The following is a 17134-nucleotide window of genomic DNA, read 5'->3' as shown; positions in this document are numbered from 1 at the left end:
GGGATGCATTCCCACGCAGAGCGTGGGAACGATCAGAGGTGATATATGTTTTCACGCTGGATCCCCCGAGCCGCCTCACTGCTGCTCTGCCTGCTCTTCTGGCAACTAGCCGCCAGCCACCACTGGAACCTCGGCCTCGTCACCTTCGCCAACGTGCCAACCCCGCTGGCCGTAATCGAAGCCGCACTCGGCCTCGGCGACTCCGGCAAACTCATCCAGCACCTGAGCGCGAGCCTCGGCCGGGTCTTCGCCGGTTACCTCGCGGCGCTGGTCCTCGGCATCGCCCTGGGCCTGGCCATCGGCCGCTCAAAATGGGCCGAAGACCTGCTGCTGCCACCGCTGGAAGTGCTGCGCCCAATCCCCGCCGTCGCCTGGATTCCACTGGCGATCCTGATGTTCCCATCCTCCGAACTGTCGATGGTCTTCATCACCTTCACCGGCGCGTTGTTCCCGATCCTGCTCAACACCGTGCACGGCGTCGAAGGCGTCGACCCGCGCCTGATCGCCTCGGCCAAAAGCCTCGGGGCCGGGCGCCGGGCGATTCTGCTGGAAGTGATCCTGCCGGGCGCCGCACCCAGCATCATCACCGGCCTAGCGATCGGCATGGGCACGTCGTGGTTCTGTCTGGTAACCGCCGAAATGATCTCCGGCCAGTTCGGCATCGGTTACTACACCTGGGAGTCCTACACCATCCAGAACTACGCCGACATCGTGGTCGGCATGTTGCTGATCGGCGTGTTGGGCATGGGCAGCAGCCTGCTGATCAAACGCCTGGGCGGGCTGTTCACGCCCTGGCACCGACCACGAGGAAAAGCCTGATGAGCGTGATGCAAACTCCGGAAGGGCGGATCGACATCCGCCAGTTGTCCATCGTCCTCGGCGAAGGCCGGCAAGCGTTCGAAGCGGTGCAGGGCCTGGATTGCCAGATCGAGCCGGGCCAGTTCGTGTGCATTCTCGGCCCCTCCGGTTGCGGCAAGTCGACTTTGCTCGGCGCGCTGGCCGGGCATCTGCAACCCCATGGCGGACAGTTGAAAGTCGATGGCACCGAAGTGTCCGGCCCGTCGCCACAGCGCGGCATGGTGTTCCAGCATCACACCCTGTTCCCATGGCGCACGGTGCGCGACAACGTTGCCTTCGGCCTGAAGATGCGCGGCATCGATAAAGCCGAGCGCCATCGCGCCGCCGACGACATCCTCAAACTGGTCGGCCTCGAAGGCTTCGCCGAACGCTGGCCGGATCAACTGTCCGGCGGCATGCAGCAACGGGTGGAAATCGCCCGGGTGCTGGTCAACCGGCCACGGTTGTTGCTGATGGACGAACCCTTCGGCGCACTGGACGCGCTGACCCGCCTGAACATGCAGGAACTGTTGCTGGATATCTGGACGCGAATTCGCACCACCGTGGTGTTCGTCACCCATGACATCGATGAAGCGCTGTTCCTCGCCGATCGCTTGCTGGTGATGAGCGCACGGCCGGGGCGAATTATCGAAGACTTGCGCCTGGATTTCCCCCGGCCACGCACCACCGAACTGGTGACCAGCCACGAGTTCTCGCGCCTCAAGCGCCATTGCCTCGACCTGCTGCGCCACGACAACGACCGACCGCTGCCGCGCCTCAATCCGCTCGGTTTGCCTCCTGAAAACTCCTTGCCGCGATTTGCCCTATGACCTCATTTTTTGCTGTGACCGATAACGACGACATTCTCGCCCTGCAACCACGCCTGACCGCCGATGACGCCGGTGTCCGCCGGATTGCCCTGATCGATCTGGCTGACCTCGAAGAGCCGGACGGTCTGCTCTGGCTGGTCGAGCGCCTGGCCGAAGACCCCGCCGAAGAAGTGCGTGCCGAAGCGGCGCGTCTGTTGGAAGCCTGGGAAGACGAGCCGGTGGTTGAAGCGCTGTGCCAGGCGCTGACGGATCCGTCGCCGGCGGTGCAAGCCGCTGCGGCGCAGAGCCTGAGCCTGCTCAAGACCGAAGCGGCGGGCAGGGTGATTCTGCCGTGGACCAGCCATGCCGAAACCGGCGTGCGTATAGCCGCGTTCCGGGCCTTGCGTGAATTGCGCTTCCCCGGCGCTGCGTCGGCCGCGATTCAGGCGCTGAACGATGCCGATGCCAGTGTGCGCCGCGAAGCCGTCGGCGTGCTCGGCTGGCTCAAGCAACTCGACGCGTTGCCAGCCCTGGCCCGCCTGGCGAGTGATGACCCGGACACCGAAGTGCGCCGCGCCGCCACCGGCGCCTTGGGTTTGGCAAGTGACGCCGAAGTGCTGCCCGCGTTGCGTCAGGCCTTGCAAGACCAGGCCTGGCAAGTGCGCGAAGAAGCCGCGACGACCCTCGGCAAGGTCGGCCACACCGACGCCGGGCCGGCGCTGATCGAAGCCTTGGCCGACGACTACTGGCAAGTGCGCCTGCGCGCTACCCGCAGTCTCGGGCGTCTCAAGTACGTCGCTGCCCTCGACGCCCTGATCGACACCCTCGGCCATCGCATCAGCAACCTGCGCAAGGACGCCGCGCTGGCCCTCGGCGAACTGAATGATCGCGGCGCCGTGGCGGCGTTGCAGGCCGCGCAGGACGACGGCGACCCGGAAGTGCGCAAAGCCGTGCGGATTGCCTTGAGTCAGCTGCAATGAGTCCGCTGTCGGTCGGCAATTCCCAAAGTGAGCACCGGTTGCGGCTGAGCTGGCCGGATGGCCGCGAGCAGTTCCTCGACCATGCCGAACTGCGCCGCCAATGCCCGTGCTCGCAATGCCGGGCGTTTCGCCTGCGGGGCTCGCCGCCAATGGTTGACCCGCGTGTGCGGGTCATCGAATTGAACGCTCAGGGATACGGCCTGCAACTGGTGTTCAGCGATGGTCACCAGCGGGGGATTTTCCCGTGGGCCTATCTGGCGCAGCTGGAGGGGATCACTGGCCTGCCGTCATCGCCGGCCGGCAGCCATGGAAAATATCCAGCCCCGGCTGATACAGCGACGTCCTGACCTCGAACAACCCGAGCACCGAGTGGAACAGGTTGTCATGGCTCAGATCCGGCTGGCTGCTTTTGCCTTGCAGGCAACCACGGTCGATGCCCAGTTGCGCCAGGGTGTTGTTGCCGAACCACATCACCATCGGCACATGGGTCTGGGCTTCCGGCGCCAGCGCATAGGGCGCGGCGTGCAGGTACAGGCCGTTCTCGCCCAGTGATTCGCCATGGTCGGACACGTACAGCATCGATGTATCGAGGTGGTCCTGATTGCGTTTGAGCAACTCGATCACCTTGGCCAGGAAATGGTCGGTGTAGAGGATCGTGTTGTCGTAGACGTTGACCAGTTCGTCACGGCTGCAGCTGCCCAGCTGGTTGGTGTGGCAGATCGGTTTGAAGCGCTCCATGTCCTTCGGATAGCGCTCGTAGTATTCCGGGCCGTGGCTGCCGTCGGCGTGCAGAACGATGATCGCGTTGCCCTTGAGGCTGTCGATGTAGCCTTGCAGGTCGGCCAGCAACGCCTCGTCGAGGCAGTTGTTGCCGTCGCAGAACGGCCCCGGCTGGTTCTTCGCGATGTCGCGGTTCGGCACGCGCAGGCAGGTGCCCTTGCAGTCGCTGTTGTTGTCCAGCCACAGCACCTGCACGCCGGCCCGTTGCAGGATGTCCAGCAGGCCTTCGTAGGTTTTGCCTTTCTTGTCGCTGTAGTCCTCGCGCGGGAACATCGAGAACATGCACGGCACCGACACCGCCGTCGAAGTGCCGCAGGAATGCACCTGTGTGAAGTTGAGGATGTCGAGTTTGCTCAGCTCAGGGTTGGTCTCGCGCTCGTAACCATTGAGCGAGAAGTGGTCGGCCCGGGCGGTTTCACCGACCACGAACACCATCAGCGATTTCTTCTCGCGACCGGCTGCCTTGGCGCTCATCACCGCGTCTTCGCCGATGGCCTGCACCACGAAATGCTTTTTGATCCCCAGCCGTTGCTTGGTGTATTTGCTGATCGCGTAGATGTAGTTGGTCGGGTTGATGAAGTGGGTGAGCTTGTCTTCCTCGCGAAAGATCGGCGCGTAGGTCGAATAGAACGCGCCTACCGAAGCGCCGATCACCAGCACACAGGCCACGATCACCAGCACCTTGTTCAGCAAACCCCGAAAGAACGGCCGATAAACCACCGGCCAGCGCCAGATCAGCATGGCCGGCAACACGCCGAGCAACAGCACGTAAGCCAGCAATTTGCCGCTGAACAGCGCCGTGGCTTCGCCGGGATTGGTTTCGAACACGTTCTGGATCATCACCGTGTCGATGGTGATTCCGTATTCGTTCATGAAATACGCGGCGCAGGCCGAGAGCAGCGCCACCAACGTCAGCGCCGGTTTCAGCGTCCAGCGAAACGAGACCAGCGTCAGCAGCAGCGTGATCGCCGCCCAGAGAAACAGCCCGAAGGACGCGAAAAACGCCAGTTTTTGCGCGCCTTGCAAGGTAATCAGCGTTCCCAGCGCCTTCCAGGTCGCCAGGTTGTACAGCGCCACCAGTGCCAGCGAAAACAGCAGCACCAGGCGGGTCGGAGTGATGGACGGTAAACGCAGTCCTTTGCCCAAAGCCATTTCGATACTTTCCTCTACGTCAGTCGAAAACCCATGCGGTTACGCGCGTAACTGTAGAAGAGCATTAGTAAAAATTCCGTAAACATCCGGTAACAAAATCACGGTAAGTGCAAAAAAAAACGTGGGCGCCAGCAGGCCGGCTCCCACGGGAGATTTGCGGCGGGTCAGAAGGACTTGCTGACGCTGGCGACGACCGTCGCCGTGCACACGTCCTTGAAGCCCCAACTGCTCAGGCACTGGCTCTGCGAGAGGTCGGTGTCGATGTAGCTCAGGCCCAGCACCACCCCGGCCAGGTTATGGGTCAGTTTGACTTCCCACTCCCGGTAGGACTCTTCGCTGTGACCGGACGCCGAATACATATGCGGGTCCTTGAAGTCCATGTTGCCGTAGCGCAGCTTCAACCCGGAATCGAACGGCAATTCGGTTTCATAGCCGATGTAGCTGTAGAGCGAACTCTGTTTGCTGTCGATACCCGGCGCGTCGCTGGAGTAGTAGGCCGCGAGTCTCACGCCGTAAGCGCTGAGAATCGAGTACACCTCGCTCTGGTTGAACTGGCTCTCCTTGGGGTACGCGTATTTGATGTAGCCCAGATCCAGGCTCACAGCCTCGGTCGCCTGCCACAACCAGCCGGCGTAGTAATCGACTTCCTGACGGGTTTTCAGGCCGCCACCGAAATCGACGTTCGAGCTCCACGCGCCGAGGTACAGGCCGCTGCTGTGGGCCAGGGTCAGGCCGGCCTGTACGGCCGGGTCGTTCTGGGTCTGGGAGATGCCGCGGGTGCGGTAGTCGCTGGCCAGGGTCAGGTCGACCAGCACCGCGAAATCATCGTTCAGGGGAATCGCGTGGCTGCTCAAGGGCAGCAGGCTCAAGGAAGTGAGGGCGAGCAGGGGCAAGGCTTTCATGTGAAGTCCCGTTGTTGTGGTTGTTATGGGCAGGAAGCGGGCAAGGCTGCGCCTAACCCCGGCGGCTGGCGCGGGGTCGGGCAGCGGATACGGCGTTTGTTATTAGAGGGTAGGGGCGTAGACCTGACGGCCGGCGAACCAGGTTTGCAGGACCTGGGTGTCATGCAGGGCCTTGTCGTCGACGCTGAACACGTCGCGATCGAGCACGATGAAATCGGCCTGTTTGCCGGGGCTCAGCGAGCCGATCTGTTGTTCCAGGCCGATGGTCCGCGCGGCGTTGGCGGTGTAGGCGTAGAACATGGTTTCGCGGTCCAGGCGTTCGTCGGCGTTGAGCACGCCCAGCGGCCCGGTGCGGGTGATGGCCTGGGCCATGGCGTTCCACGGGTTCGGCGAGGACACCGGCCAGTCGCTGGCGCCGGCAATCGTCGCGCCCTGCTTGAGCAGCGAATGCGCCGGGTATTGATAGCGGAAGGCTAGGGCGCTGACGTAAGGCTTGATCATGTCGGTGGTGTAATCGTCGGCGCTGGCCCACAGCAGTTGCATCGAAGCAATCACGTTCAGCGGCTTGAAGCGGGCGAACTCCTTCGGGTTGACCATTTGCAGGTGGGTGATCGAGTGCGTTACGCCGCTCTGTCGGTCCTTGCGCGCCTGGGCGATGCCGTTCAGTGATTCGCGCACCGCGCGGTCGCCGATGGCGTGGATGTGCACCAGCCAGCCGCGCTGGTCGATGGCGCTGACCAGTTCGCCGAAATGCTGCGGATCGATCAGCAACTCGCCCTGTTTGTGCGAATTGCTGTAGGGATCGATCATCGCCGCGCTCTGGGCCGGGTATTCGATTACGCCGTCGGCGAAGATCTTGATCCCCGGCAGCGTCAGGTTGGGGATGCCCTGAAATTGCCGGCGCACCTTGTCGAGGGTGTCGAGATCGGCCGGGACGCTTTTCGGATTGGCCACCAGCAGCGCGGCGACGTGGGCGGTCATGCCGCCGCTTTCCGACAGGGCTTTGTAGGCCGGCAATACGCCGACGGTTTTCTCGGTGGGCTTGAGGGCGAACACCGGCTCGCCCGGCGCAGCGTTGGCGGCCGGATCCATCCACGCGGTGATGCCGAGGCTGTTGTTGAAACGCACCGCCGATTGCGCAGCCTTGAGCATGTCGGCCGGGCTCGGCACCGGCATTTTCGAGGCGACCCGATCCCAGCCGGCGTCGACCACAAAGCCGTTCGGCTCACCGTTGGGCAGTTTGCCGATGGTGTCTTTTTCTGCGTCCGGCAGGGTTTTCAGCAGCGCGGCGTCGATGCCCGCACGCTTGAGCATGACGTTGTTGGCCCACGCCGTGTGGTGGTCGCTGCCGGTGAACACCACCGGCACGTTGGCCCATTCGCCGTGGTTGAAGATTTTGCCCAGCGCTTCAGCCTTGGCCCAATACGCCGAACTCATGCCGGCCACGCTCAATACGTCGCCATGCCGGGCCTTGCCGTCGTCGCGCCAGCCGCGCAGGCGTTTTTCCAGTTCATCCAGACCGACCACGTCGTCTGCCATGTTGGCCGAGACCATTTCCAGCCCGCCGAAAATCGCGTGGGAATGGCTGTCGATCAGGCCGGGCATCAGCGCCTGGCCTTTCAGGTCGATCACCTGGGTGCCGGGTTCGATCAAGGCCTTGATCTGCGCATCGCTGCCGACCTTCAGCACCTTGCCGTTCTCCACGGCCAGCGCCTGAACCTTCGGTTGAGCGGGATCGGCGGTGAAAATCTTGCCATTGAGCAGCACCAGATCGGTGGTGGCCATGGCTTCCATCGAGGCAAAACTCATAGCGGCGATCAGCAGATTTTTTGTGAAATGCGGGATGAATCTTTTCATTGAACATTTCCTTGTTATTGCGTCTGATGGCCAGATTAGTGGCTGCCAACGCCCGATAGAACGCCTCCCTCACGAAAAACGTTTTTGCCTGAATGGAAAAAGCATGGACAAGCTGGGTGCACTGAAAATGTTCGTGGTCACCGCGCAGCTCGGCAGTTTCAGCCGCGCTGCCGAGCAACTGGGCAAGACCCCGTCGGCCCTGACCAAAGCGGTGAATCATCTGGAGTCCGAACTCGGCGCGCGGCTGTTCGAGCGCAGCACGCGGCGAATCCTGCTGACTGAAATCGGTCGTCTGTATCTGGAAACCGCACGCCAGGTGTTGCAGCGCCTCGATGAGGCGAGCGAAGAAATCGAGCAGTTGCAGCACGGTCTGCGCGGCAGCCTGAAAATCACCGCACCGCTGGCCTACGGGCGGGCGTTTCTCGATCAGGTGTGTGACGGCTTTTTGCAGCAATACCCGCAGATCAGCCTGCAGGTGGATTTGTGCGACGAATTCGTCAATCTGCTGGAAAGCGGTTACGACCTGGCGTTGCGCGAGGGGCATGACGACTTGCCGGGGTTGATCGCCCGGGTGGTCGGCAGCAATCGCCTGGCGCTGTGCGGCAGCCCCGAATACCTGGCGCGCAAGGGCTTGCCGGTGACGCCGCAAACCCTCGATCAGCATGAATGGCTGCTGTACCGGCATCCGTTGCTCAGCCGCGAATTCTGGTGGGCCGAACGCGACGGCCAGCGCCTGAGCCTGGCGCAACCGGCGGCGCCGCTGTTGCGCAGTGACAATTACGATTTGTTGCTGGCCAGCGCTCTGGCCGGGCGTGGCTTGCTGCACACGCCATTGTGGAGCGCTGCGCCGTATATCGCCGACGGGCGACTGGTGCGGGTCATGGCTGATTACGAGATCGACCCGGACAGCTTCGGCCCGCACATTCTGGCGGTGTACCCGAGCCATCGGCGGGCGACGGCCAAGGTTGTGGCGTTCATTGATTACATCGCGGAGTTTCTGGCGGAGCGCGGTTTGAGCTGACTCCGTGCTTCTGATCGTTCCCACGTCGAGGCGTCGAACCGTCCGCGTGGGAATGCAGCCCGTGACGCTCCGCGTCACTGGACGCGGAGCGTCCCTAGAGGCATTCCCACGCAGGAGCGTGGGAACGATCATCCGTGAGGGGTTCTGGCGGAGCGGGATTCGAGCTGACTGGCGGTGCTTGTCAGGAAATTCCCACAAGAGTACAAATGTACTCCATGACGACTCTGACTCCCCGCCGTACGGCCATCCTGACCTTTATCCGCGAACGCATCGCCGAACACGGTCAGCCCCCAAGCCTCGCTGAAATCAGCGAGGCTTTTGGTTTTGCCTCCCGCAGCGTGGCGCGCAAGCATGTGCTGGCGCTTACCGAAGCCGGGTTCATCGAGGTCAATCCGCATCAAGCCCGGGGCATTCGCCTGCTCGGGCAGCCGGCGCGGCCGGAACTGCTCGAAGTCCCGGTGCTCGGGCGGGTGGCTGCCGGTGCGCCCATCGGCGCCGATGCCGAGCTGCACAATCGGCTGATGCTCGATCCGGCGCTGTTCTCCCGTACACCCGACTACATGCTGCGGGTGCAGGGCGATTCGATGATCGAGGACGGCATTCTCGACGGCGATCTGGTCGGTGTGCGGCGCAACCCCGAAGCGCTCAACGGCCAGATCGTGGTGGCGCGGCTCGACGGCGAGGTCACCATCAAACGCTTCGAACGGATCGGCGATGAGGTTCGCCTGTTGCCGCGCAACCCGGCGTATCAGCCGATTGTGGTGCGGGCCGATCAGGACCTGGCCATCGAAGGGGTGTTCTGCGGTCTGGTGAGGCAAGGCTGATGGGGGCCGTCGTTGCGCTGGATACGCTGTTCAATGGCGGCCAGGTCTGGAAGGGCCGGCCTGCGCCACCGGCCGCCAGCCCGCAACCCACCGGGCACGCGGCGCTGGACGCCGCCTTGCCCAGTGGCGGCTGGCCGGAAGCGGCGCTGAGCGAAATCCTGCTGGCCGGGCCCGGTGTCGGCGAACTGCAACTGGTGTGGCCGACGTTGGCGCGGCTGTCGGCGGCGGGCGAGCGCATCGTGCTGGTGGCGCCGCCGTTCGTGCCATACCCGCAGGCCTGGGCCAATGCCGGGGTCGATCTGCGTCAGTTGTCGGTGATCCAGGCCAGCGAGCGCGATGCGTTGTGGGCGGCAGAACAATGCCTGCGCTCGGGCAGTTGCGGCGCGGTGCTGTGCTGGCCGCACAAGGCCGATGACCGCGCCTTGCGCCGTTTGCAGGTGGCGGCGGAAACCGGCCAGACCCTGGCGTTCGCGTGGCGGCCGTTGAGCGAAGCGGTCAACCCGTCGCCGGCCGCGTTGCGCATTGCCATCGATGCGCGCCCGGCGCAATTGCGCGTACTCAAGTGCCGGGGTGGTCTGGCGCGCAGCGCACCGATTGCCTTCACCGTGGGGCATTGAGGTCGCCATGCGCTGGGTTTGCATTCTGTTCCCGCAATTGGCCCTCGACGCCGTGCTGCGTCAGCGCCCCGACCCCGAGCAACCGTTGGCGCTGCTCAGCGGCCCGGCCCAGCGCCGGGTGCTGCAAGCGGTCAACCCGGCGGCGCGGGCACTGGGCTTGCGTCCCGGGCAATCGATGACCGCCGCGCAGGCCATGAGCAAAGGGTTTGCCACTGTCGATTACGATTCGGCCGAGGTCGAGCACTGGCAGCAGTTTCTCGCCGCCTGGGCCTATCGTTTCAGCGCTCAGGTCAGCGTGCATTACTCGCGCACCGTGGTGTTCGAGATCGAATCGAGCCTCGGACTGTTCGGTTCCTGGGCGCAGTTCGAGGCGCGATTACGTACCGAGCTGACAGAGCTGGGCTTTCGTCACCGCATCGTCGCCGCGCCCAACCCGGTGGCGGCGCGAGTACTGGCCAACGCCTATGACGGATTGGTGGTGCCCGACGGTGAAGCCCTGCGTCATCATCTCGGACAATTGCCGGTCGACCGCATCGGGCTTGAACCGAGCGTGGCCACGGCGCTGTCGCGCATGGGCCTGCGCAACCTTCATCAGGTGCAGAACCTGCCGCGTCAGGCCCTGGCCCGGCGTTTCGAAGCGCCGATGCTCAAGCATCTGGACACACTGTTCGGCGCACGGCCGCTGGCGCTGGCGTTCTACCTGCCGCCGGACCGTTTTGATGTGCGCATCGAACTCAATTTCGACGTGCAGTCCCATCAGGCGCTGCTGTTTCCCTTGCGTCGCCTGACGTCCGATCTGGCGGCGTTTTTGTGCGGGCGCGACAGCGGCGTGCAGCGCTTCGATCTGCATCTGGAACATGCAGGGCTGCCGGACACGTTGATCAAAGTCGGCCTGCTCAGCGCCGAGCGCGATCCGGCGATGCTCTTTGAACTGGCCCGTGGCCGACTGGAGCAGGTGCAGGTCGAAGCCCCGGTGCGCGGTTTTCGTCTGCGCGCCGAGGATCTGCCGAGTTTCGTGCCGCAGTTTCAGGAACTGTTCGACGACCGCCCGCAGCAGACCTTGCCCTGGGAACAACTGCGCGAACGTCTGCGCGCACGGCTGGGGGATGAAGCGGTACAGGGCCTGCGTTTTCAGGCCGATCATCGCCCGGAGTGCGCGTGGCAGAACGCCGATGACAAACAACGTTGCGCTGCGTTGCCGGGCGTGCAGCGTCCGGGCTGGTTGCTGGGCGAGCCGCAGTCCGTGCCGGAAGGTTCGGCGCGCATCCTCATGGGGCCGGAACGCATCGAGTCCGGCTGGTGGGACGGTGACGACGTGCGCCGCGACTATTACCTGATCCAGAACCGCGCCGGCCAGCAAGGCTGGGCGTACCGGGCAGTGGGTGAGGGCGGTCCGTTGTGGCTGCAGGGCTGGTTCGCGTGAACCAGGGTTATGCCGAACTGCACTGCCTGTCGAATTTCAGTTTTCAGCGCGGTGCCTCCAGTGCGCTTGAGCTGTTCCAGCGCGCGAAAAAACACGGCTATCAGGCGTTGGCGATCACCGATGAATGCACCCTGGCCGGGATCGTCCGTGCCTGGCAAGCGGCCAAATCCGTGGAGCTGCCGCTGATCATCGGCAGCGAAATCCGCATCGAGCACGGCCCGAAACTGGTGTTGCTGGTGGAGAACATCGAGGGTTATCAGGCCCTGTGCGGCTTGATCACCCAGGCTCGACGGCGCACGCAGAAAGGCCAGTATCAAATACTGCGCGAGGATTTCAGCGAGCCGTTGCCGGGATTGCTGGTGCTGTGGGTGCCGGATGCGGTCGATGAGGTGGAAGAGGGCCGCTGGCTGAAACAGACCTTCGGTCAACGGCTGTGGCTGGCGGTGCAGTTGCATCGCGGGCAGAACGATCAACAACGGCTGGCTGCACTGCTGAGTCTGGCGGACGAGCTGCAAGTTCCAGCCGTGGCCAGCGGTGATGTGCACATGCACGCCCGTGGTCGGCGGGCCTTGCAGGACACCATGACTGCGATCCGCCATCACGTTCCGGTGGCCGATGCCGGGTTGCGCCTGCACCCCAACGGCGAGCGGCATTTGCGCAGCCTCGATGTGTTGCGCGAGTTGTATCCGCAAACCTTGCTGGACGAATCGGTGAAACTGGCTCGCCGCTGCACCTTCGATCTGAGCGAGTTGCGCTATCAATACCCCAAAGAGCTGGTGCCCGAGGAACACAGCGCCAGTTCCTGGCTGCGCCACCTGACCGAAGAGGGCATCGCCTGGCGCTGGCCGCAAGGCGCACAACCCAAGGTGCTCAAGCAGATCGACGATGAGTTGGAGCTGATCGCCGAACTCGGCTACGAAAGCTACTTCCTCACCGTGCACGACGTGGTGCGCTTCGCCCGTGAGCAGAAAATCCTCTGTCAGGGTCGCGGTTCGGCGGCCAACTCGGCGGTGTGTTTTGCCCTGGGCATCACCGAAATCGACCCGGATCGCACCACACTGCTGTTCGAGCGTTTCATGTCGAGGGAGCGCAACGAGCCACCGGACATCGACGTGGATTTCGAGCACGAACGCCGGGAAGAAGTCCTGCAATACGTGTTTCGTCGTTATGGTCGCCGTCGTGCGGCGCTGACCGCAGTGGTCAGCACTTACCACGCTTCCGGCGCGATCCGCGATGTGGCCAAGGCGCTGGGCTTGCCGCCGGACCAGATCAATGCGCTGGCCGACTGCTGCGGCCACTGGAGCGATCAAACGCCGCCCGTGGAGCGCCTGCGCGAAGGCGGTTTCGACCCGGAAAGTCCGCTGCTGCACCGAGTGTTGAGCCTGACCGGGCAACTGATCGGCTTCCCCCGACACCTGTCGCAGCACCCCGGCGGTTTCGTGATTTCCGAGCAACCGCTGGACACGCTGGTGCCGGTGGAGAACGCCGCCATGGCCGACCGCACGATTATCCAGTGGGACAAGGACGATCTCGATGCGGTCGGCCTGCTCAAGGTGGATATCCTCGCCCTCGGCATGCTCAGCGCAATCCGCCGCTGTTTTGACCTGCTGCGCCGTCATCGCCATCAGGACCTGAGCCTGGCCACGATCCCGCCAGAGGATCGCCCGACCTACGACATGATCAGCCGCGCCGACACCATCGGCGTGTTCCAGATCGAATCCCGGGCGCAGATGTCGATGCTGCCGCGCCTGCGCCCGCAAACCTTCTACGACCTGGTGATCGAGGTGGCCATCGTCCGGCCGGGGCCGATCCAGGGCGGGATGGTGCATCCGTACCTGCGCCGGCGGAACAAGGAAGAAGAGGAAACCTATCCGTCCCTGGAACTGGAAGTGGTGCTCAAGCGCACCCTCGGCGTGCCGCTGTTTCAGGAACAGGTGATGCAGATCGCGATTGTCGCCGCCGACTACAGCCCCGGCGAGGCCGACCAGTTACGCCGTTCCATGGCCGCGTGGAAACGCCACGGCGGACTGGAACCGCACAAGGAACGGCTGGCCGCCGGCATGAAGAAAAACGGCTACAGCCCGGAATTCGCCGCGCAGATCTTCGAACAGATCAAGGGCTTCGGCAGTTACGGATTCCCTGAATCCCACGCCGCCAGTTTTGCCTTGCTGACCTATGCCAGTTGCTGGCTCAAGTGCCACGAACCGGCGGCGTTCGCCTGTGCGCTGATCAACAGCTGGCCGATGGGTTTCTACAGCCCGGATCAGATTCTTCAGGACGCGCGCCGCCATCATTTGCAGATCCGTCCGGTGGATGTGCGCGCCAGTGACTGGGATTGCAGCCTGGAGCCGATTGCCGGCGAGCAACCGGCCATCCGCATGGGCCTGCGGATGATCAAGGGCTTTCGCGAGGAAGATGCCCGGAGCATTGAAAAGGCTCGGGCGAGGGGGGCGTTTGCCGATGTCGCCGATCTGGGTGAACGTGCCGGGCTCGACAGTCGCGCCCAGGCGCTGCTGGCGGACTCCGGCGCGCTACGTGGCCTGGCCGGTCACCGCCATCGGGCGCGCTGGGAAGTGGCCGGGGTGCAGAAACAGCTCGGGTTGTTTGCCGGGTTGCCGAGTCAGGAAGAGCCGGATGTGCTGCTGCCGACGCCGAGCGTCAGCGAAGACCTGTTCACCGACTACGCGACCCTCGGCACCACGCTGGGGCCGCACCCGTTGACGTTGTTGCGCGACGAGTTGCGGGCGCGGCGCTGTCGCAGTTCCCGGGAGTTGCTGGAGGTCGAGCATGGCCGGCCGGTCAGCGTGGCGGGTCTGGTGACCGGGCGCCAGCGGCCCGGCACCGCCAGTGGCGTGACCTTTGTGACGCTGGAAGACGAGTTCGGCAACGTCAACGTGGTGGTCTGGCGCGATCTGGCCGAGCGTCAGCGTCAGGTGCTGGTGGGCTCGCAATTGCTCAAGGTCGATGGCCGCTGGGAGCGGGAAGGCGAGGTCCGGCACCTGATCGCCGGACGCTTGAGTGACCTCAGTCCGCTGCTCAACGGCATCCGCGTACAAAGCCGCGATTTCCACTGACACCCACTGAACCTGTTGTAGTGATCGTTCCCACGCTCCGCGTGGGAATGCCGCCATGGACGCTCCGCGTCCACTGTGACGCAGAGCGTCACGGGATGCATTCCCACGCAGAGCGTGGGAACGATCGGTACTGAGGGCTGCTGGCTGATTCGCAAGCCAATTTGCTGACGTCAAAAAAACCTGTCCTCAATGGTGGCACTTTGGCATAATGCCGCCCCTTTCCCGATCCCCCACGACATCACCGTGCCGGGACACATCATTTTTCAGAAGGAATGCACAGTGAGAATGATCTCCCGGATGTTGGTCTCGGGCGTTGCGATTGCCGTCCTCGGCACCCTGGCCGGCTCGCTTTCCGGTTGCGCCACCGAAAGCTCCCGCGCACTGCCGGTGGCCAAGGTGGAAAGCGCCTCCCAGGCCTGGTCCGGTGTGCGTATCCCGATGGCCGTGGGCAAGTTCGACAACCGTTCGAGCTACATGCGCGGGATCTTCTCCGACGGCGTCGACCGTCTCGGTGGCCAGGCCAAGACCATCCTGATCACTCACTTGCAGCAGACCAACCGTTTCTCGGTGCTGGATCGCGACAACATGGGCGAAATCCAGCAGGAAGCGGCGATCAAGGGCCAGGCCCAGCGTCTGAAAGGCGCCGATTATGTGGTCACCGGTGACGTCACCGAGTTCGGCCGCAAAGAGACCGGCGATCACCAACTGTTCGGCATTCTCGGCCGTGGCAAGACCCAGGTCGCCTACGCCAAGGTCAACCTGAACATCGTCAACATCAGCACCTCCGAAGTGGTGTATTCGACCCAGGGCGCCGGCGAGTACGCCTTGTCCAACCGCGAAATCATCGGCTTCGGCGGCACCGCTGCCTACGACTCCACCCTCAACGGCAAAGTCCTCGATCTGGCCATGCGCGAGGCGATCAATCGTCTGGTCGATGGCATGAACGCCGGTGCCTGGAAACCGGGCAACTGATAGACGCCCATTGCAAGGAGCAACACACCATGAATCTGTCCCTGTCCCGGTCGCTGATGGCCCTGACTGCTGGCGCCTTGCTGGCCGGTTGCAGCAGCCCGCAAACCCTGTATCAGTGGGAAGGCTACCAGCCACAAGTCTACGAATACTTCAAAAGCGAAACGCCGAAAGAAGCCCAGGCCGAAGCGCTGGAAGCCGATCTGCAAAAGATTCGTGCCAGCGGCAAGCCGGTACCGCCGGGTTACCACGCTCATCTCGGTCTGCTGTACCTGAGCATGGGCAAGGACGATCAGATGGTGCAGCAGCTGCGCACCGAGAAGACCCTGTTCCCCGAGTCCGGCACGTACATGGATTTTCTGCTTAAAAACGCCAAGACCGGAGACGCCCAATGATCTCGCGCGTCCTGAAATTGCTGGCCGCAGGTCTGGCGCTGACCGTTCTCGGTGGCTGCGTTGCACCGAAGACCGTGGACTACTCGGCGTACAAGCAAGCGCGGCCGAAATCCATTCTGGTGCTGCCGCCGCTGAACACCTCGCCGGACGTCAAGGCGTCCTACAGCCTGTTGTCGCAAGTGACGTTCCCGCTGGCCGAGGCTGGTTACTACGTATTGCCGATCACTTTGGTCGACGAGACGTTCCGCCAGAACGGCCTGACCACGCCGGATGACATCCATGCGGCGCCGGCCAACAAGCTGCAGGAAATCTTCGGTGCCGACGCGGCGCTGTACATCACCGTCAGCGAGTACGGCACGCGTTACATGGTGATCAGCAGCGAAACCGCCGTCACCGCGAGCGCCAAACTGGTCGACCTGAAAACCGGCGTCACCCTGTGGACCGGTGCGGCCCGGGCGTCGAGCGAGGAGGGTAACAACAGCAACGCCGGTGGCCTGATCGGCATGCTGATCACCGCAGCGGTGAAGCAGATCATCAACAGCTCCACCGATGCCGGCTACCCGATTGCCGGTGTGGCCAGCAATCGACTGCTGTCGGCCGGGCACCCGGCGGGCCTGCTGTACGGGCCACGGTCGCCGAAGTACGGCACTGACTGAAACCCAGGCTGCTGATCGTTCCCACGCTCAGCTGCTGTTCGGGATCGTTCCCACGCTGATCGTTCCCATGCTCCGCGTGGGAATGCATACCGTGACGCTCTGCGTCACAGTGGACGCGGAGCGTCCATGGCGGCATTCCCACGCAGAGCGTGGGAACGATCAAACAAGCAATAGCTTTCAGCGCTGTGGCCAGAACCGCTCGCCGCCCCCCGGTGCCTCTGTCCACGCTTGCAACGAGCGGGTCGGCAGGTCGAAATAATCCCGGGTCCGCGCATAACCATGCCCGCCCATGCGCCCGATCGCATCCAGCCCCAATTGATCGATGTACAGGGTTTTCGGATCGATCAACTCGTCGCGCACATGCGCCATCAACACCTCGCCAAAAATGATCTCCCGCGACTGGCCGATGTTCAGCGCCATCATCCGCCGACACTCCAGTGCAACCGGTGCTTCGCCGATTCGCGGGCATTTGACCGAAGTGCCGGGAATCGCTGTGAGGCCCGCTGCGGTCAACTCATCGAAGCCCGGCGCGAATGGCACGGCGCAGACGTTCATGGCTTCCACCAATGCGTCGCTGACAATGTTGACGGTGAATTCCTGATTCATCTGGATATTGCGCGTGGTGTCCTTGGGGCTCTGGTCGCCGTAGTTCTCGACGCCGAGCGCGAGAATGGGCGGGTCCGCCGACAGCGCATTGAAGAAGCTGAACGGTGCGGCGTTGACCCGGCCTTCGGCATCGATGGTGGTGACCAGCGCAATCGGGCGCGGCACCACGCTGCCGATCAGAATCTTGTACTTTTCCCGTGGGCTCAGTTGGCTGAAATCGAAGCTGTGCATG

General features: G+C 63.5%; 15 protein-coding genes and 1 pseudogene. 12 read left to right on the top strand and 4 right to left on the bottom strand.

Going from position 1 to position 17134, the window contains the following annotated elements; all coding sequences use genetic code 11:
- Positions 1 to 45: 45 nt before the first annotated feature.
- The 4 genes and pseudogenes from AC0R79_RS17705 to AC0R79_RS17690 form a co-directional block, all read left to right on the top strand.
- Positions 46 to 819: an ABC transporter permease gene (locus tag AC0R79_RS17705; protein ID WP_375747281.1), complete on the top strand. Its 774-nt coding sequence runs from the start codon at positions 46 to 48 to the stop codon at positions 817 to 819.
- Complete coding sequence (locus AC0R79_RS17700) at positions 819 to 1667, top strand: ABC transporter ATP-binding protein (protein ID WP_375747280.1); 849 nt, start codon at positions 819 to 821, stop codon at positions 1665 to 1667. The genes AC0R79_RS17705 and AC0R79_RS17700 overlap by 1 nt, the downstream gene beginning before the upstream one ends.
- Positions 1664 to 2626 carry a HEAT repeat domain-containing protein gene (locus tag AC0R79_RS17695; protein WP_474730927.1) on the top strand — a complete coding sequence of 321 codons (963 nt, stop codon included), beginning with the start codon at positions 1664 to 1666 and terminating at the stop codon, positions 2624 to 2626. The genes AC0R79_RS17700 and AC0R79_RS17695 overlap by 4 nt, the downstream gene beginning before the upstream one ends.
- Positions 2623 to 2892, top strand: a pseudogene (locus AC0R79_RS17690) (DUF971 domain-containing protein); the annotation flags it as partial. The gene AC0R79_RS17695 and the pseudogene AC0R79_RS17690, both read left to right, overlap by 4 nt.
- A 7-nt stretch (positions 2893 to 2899) precedes the next feature.
- On the opposite strand, the gene AC0R79_RS17685 reads toward AC0R79_RS17690, so the two are convergent.
- From AC0R79_RS17685 to AC0R79_RS17675, 3 genes are all read right to left on the bottom strand, one after another.
- Positions 2900 to 4558: a phosphoethanolamine transferase gene (locus tag AC0R79_RS17685; RefSeq protein WP_474730924.1), complete on the bottom strand. Its 1659-nt coding sequence runs from the start codon at positions 4556 to 4558 to the stop codon at positions 2900 to 2902.
- Between the two features lie 164 nt (positions 4559 to 4722).
- Positions 4723 to 5460: a TorF family putative porin gene (locus AC0R79_RS17680; RefSeq protein WP_474730922.1), complete on the bottom strand. Its 738-nt coding sequence runs from the start codon at positions 5458 to 5460 to the stop codon at positions 4723 to 4725.
- A 102-nt stretch (positions 5461 to 5562) separates the two neighbouring features.
- Entirely contained in the window at positions 5563 to 7317 is a 1755-nt protein-coding gene (locus AC0R79_RS17675) for an amidohydrolase (RefSeq protein WP_474730921.1), read from the bottom strand.
- 103 nt (positions 7318 to 7420) lie between these two features.
- On the opposite strand from AC0R79_RS17675, the gene AC0R79_RS17670 reads away from it, so the two are divergent.
- The 8 genes from AC0R79_RS17670 to AC0R79_RS17635 all read left to right on the top strand — a co-directional run bounded on the left by AC0R79_RS17670 (position 7421) and on the right by AC0R79_RS17635 (position 16296).
- Positions 7421 to 8338, top strand: coding sequence for a LysR family transcriptional regulator (locus AC0R79_RS17670; RefSeq protein ID WP_273901140.1), 918 nt, complete (start codon positions 7421 to 7423; stop codon positions 8336 to 8338).
- 206 nt (positions 8339 to 8544) lie between these two features.
- A complete protein-coding gene (gene lexA / locus AC0R79_RS17665) occupies positions 8545 to 9162 on the top strand; it encodes a transcriptional repressor LexA (RefSeq protein WP_007959430.1) in 618 nt (205 codons plus the stop codon).
- Positions 9162 to 9779 (top strand): translesion DNA synthesis-associated protein ImuA, encoded by a 618-nt coding sequence (imuA, locus tag AC0R79_RS17660; protein WP_011334534.1) that lies wholly within the window; start codon positions 9162 to 9164, stop codon positions 9777 to 9779. The genes lexA and imuA overlap by 1 nt, the downstream gene beginning before the upstream one ends.
- Positions 9780 to 9786: 7 nt before the next feature.
- Complete coding sequence (locus tag AC0R79_RS17655; protein WP_474730918.1) at positions 9787 to 11202, top strand: Y-family DNA polymerase; 1416 nt, start codon at positions 9787 to 9789, stop codon at positions 11200 to 11202.
- On the top strand, positions 11178 to 14276 hold the full coding sequence (locus AC0R79_RS17650) for an error-prone DNA polymerase (RefSeq protein WP_474730916.1): 3099 nt from the start codon (positions 11178 to 11180) through the stop codon (positions 14274 to 14276). Before AC0R79_RS17655 ends, AC0R79_RS17650 begins: the two co-directional genes overlap by 25 nt.
- A 285-nt stretch (positions 14277 to 14561) precedes the next feature.
- Positions 14562 to 15248: a CsgG/HfaB family protein gene (locus AC0R79_RS17645; protein WP_162130490.1), complete on the top strand. Its 687-nt coding sequence runs from the start codon at positions 14562 to 14564 to the stop codon at positions 15246 to 15248.
- 29 nt (positions 15249 to 15277) lie between these two features.
- The gene (locus AC0R79_RS17640) at positions 15278 to 15640 is read left to right on the top strand and encodes a DUF4810 domain-containing protein (RefSeq protein ID WP_007959442.1); all 363 of its coding nucleotides are present in this window, start codon (positions 15278 to 15280) and stop codon (positions 15638 to 15640) included.
- Positions 15637 to 16296, top strand: a complete 660-nt coding sequence (locus AC0R79_RS17635) for a DUF799 domain-containing protein (RefSeq protein WP_127798354.1) — start codon at positions 15637 to 15639, stop codon at positions 16294 to 16296. Before AC0R79_RS17640 ends, AC0R79_RS17635 begins: the two co-directional genes overlap by 4 nt.
- 177 nt (positions 16297 to 16473) lie before the next feature.
- Here the strand turns inward: AC0R79_RS17635 and AC0R79_RS17630 are convergent, their stop codons facing one another.
- On the bottom strand, positions 16474 to 17133 hold the full coding sequence (locus AC0R79_RS17630) for a flavin reductase family protein (protein ID WP_011334531.1): 660 nt from the start codon (positions 17131 to 17133) through the stop codon (positions 16474 to 16476).
- Between the last annotated feature and the right edge of the window lies 1 nt (position 17134).

This window comes from Pseudomonas sp. HD57-3 (assembly GCF_056113135.1).
Note: the sequence above shows the minus strand (reverse complement) of the source record. Positions and strands in the feature narration are given on the sequence as shown.

Coding starts and splice junctions, on each gene's coding strand:
- AC0R79_RS17670 (WP_273901140.1), top strand. CDS start 7,421: ATGGACAAGCTGGGTGCACTGAAAATGTTCGTGGTCACCGCGCAGCTC.
- imuA (WP_011334534.1), top strand. CDS start 9,162: ATGGGGGCCGTCGTTGCGCTGGATACGCTGTTCAATGGCGGCCAGGTC.
- AC0R79_RS17655 (WP_474730918.1), top strand. CDS start 9,787: ATGCGCTGGGTTTGCATTCTGTTCCCGCAATTGGCCCTCGACGCCGTG.
- AC0R79_RS17675 (WP_474730921.1), bottom strand. CDS start 7,317: ATGAAAAGATTCATCCCGCATTTCACAAAAAATCTGCTGATCGCCGCT.
- AC0R79_RS17680 (WP_474730922.1), bottom strand. CDS start 5,460: ATGAAAGCCTTGCCCCTGCTCGCCCTCACTTCCTTGAGCCTGCTGCCC.
- AC0R79_RS17700 (WP_375747280.1), top strand. CDS start 819: ATGAGCGTGATGCAAACTCCGGAAGGGCGGATCGACATCCGCCAGTTG.
- AC0R79_RS17630 (WP_011334531.1), bottom strand. CDS start 17,133: ATGCACAGCTTCGATTTCAGCCAACTGAGCCCACGGGAAAAGTACAAG.
- AC0R79_RS17640 (WP_007959442.1), top strand. CDS start 15,278: ATGAATCTGTCCCTGTCCCGGTCGCTGATGGCCCTGACTGCTGGCGCC.
- AC0R79_RS17695 (WP_474730927.1), top strand. CDS start 1,664: ATGACCTCATTTTTTGCTGTGACCGATAACGACGACATTCTCGCCCTG.
- AC0R79_RS17645 (WP_162130490.1), top strand. CDS start 14,562: ATGATCTCCCGGATGTTGGTCTCGGGCGTTGCGATTGCCGTCCTCGGC.
- AC0R79_RS17685 (WP_474730924.1), bottom strand. CDS start 4,558: ATGGCTTTGGGCAAAGGACTGCGTTTACCGTCCATCACTCCGACCCGC.
- lexA (WP_007959430.1), top strand. CDS start 8,545: ATGTACTCCATGACGACTCTGACTCCCCGCCGTACGGCCATCCTGACC.
- AC0R79_RS17705 (WP_375747281.1), top strand. CDS start 46: ATGTTTTCACGCTGGATCCCCCGAGCCGCCTCACTGCTGCTCTGCCTG.
- AC0R79_RS17635 (WP_127798354.1), top strand. CDS start 15,637: ATGATCTCGCGCGTCCTGAAATTGCTGGCCGCAGGTCTGGCGCTGACC.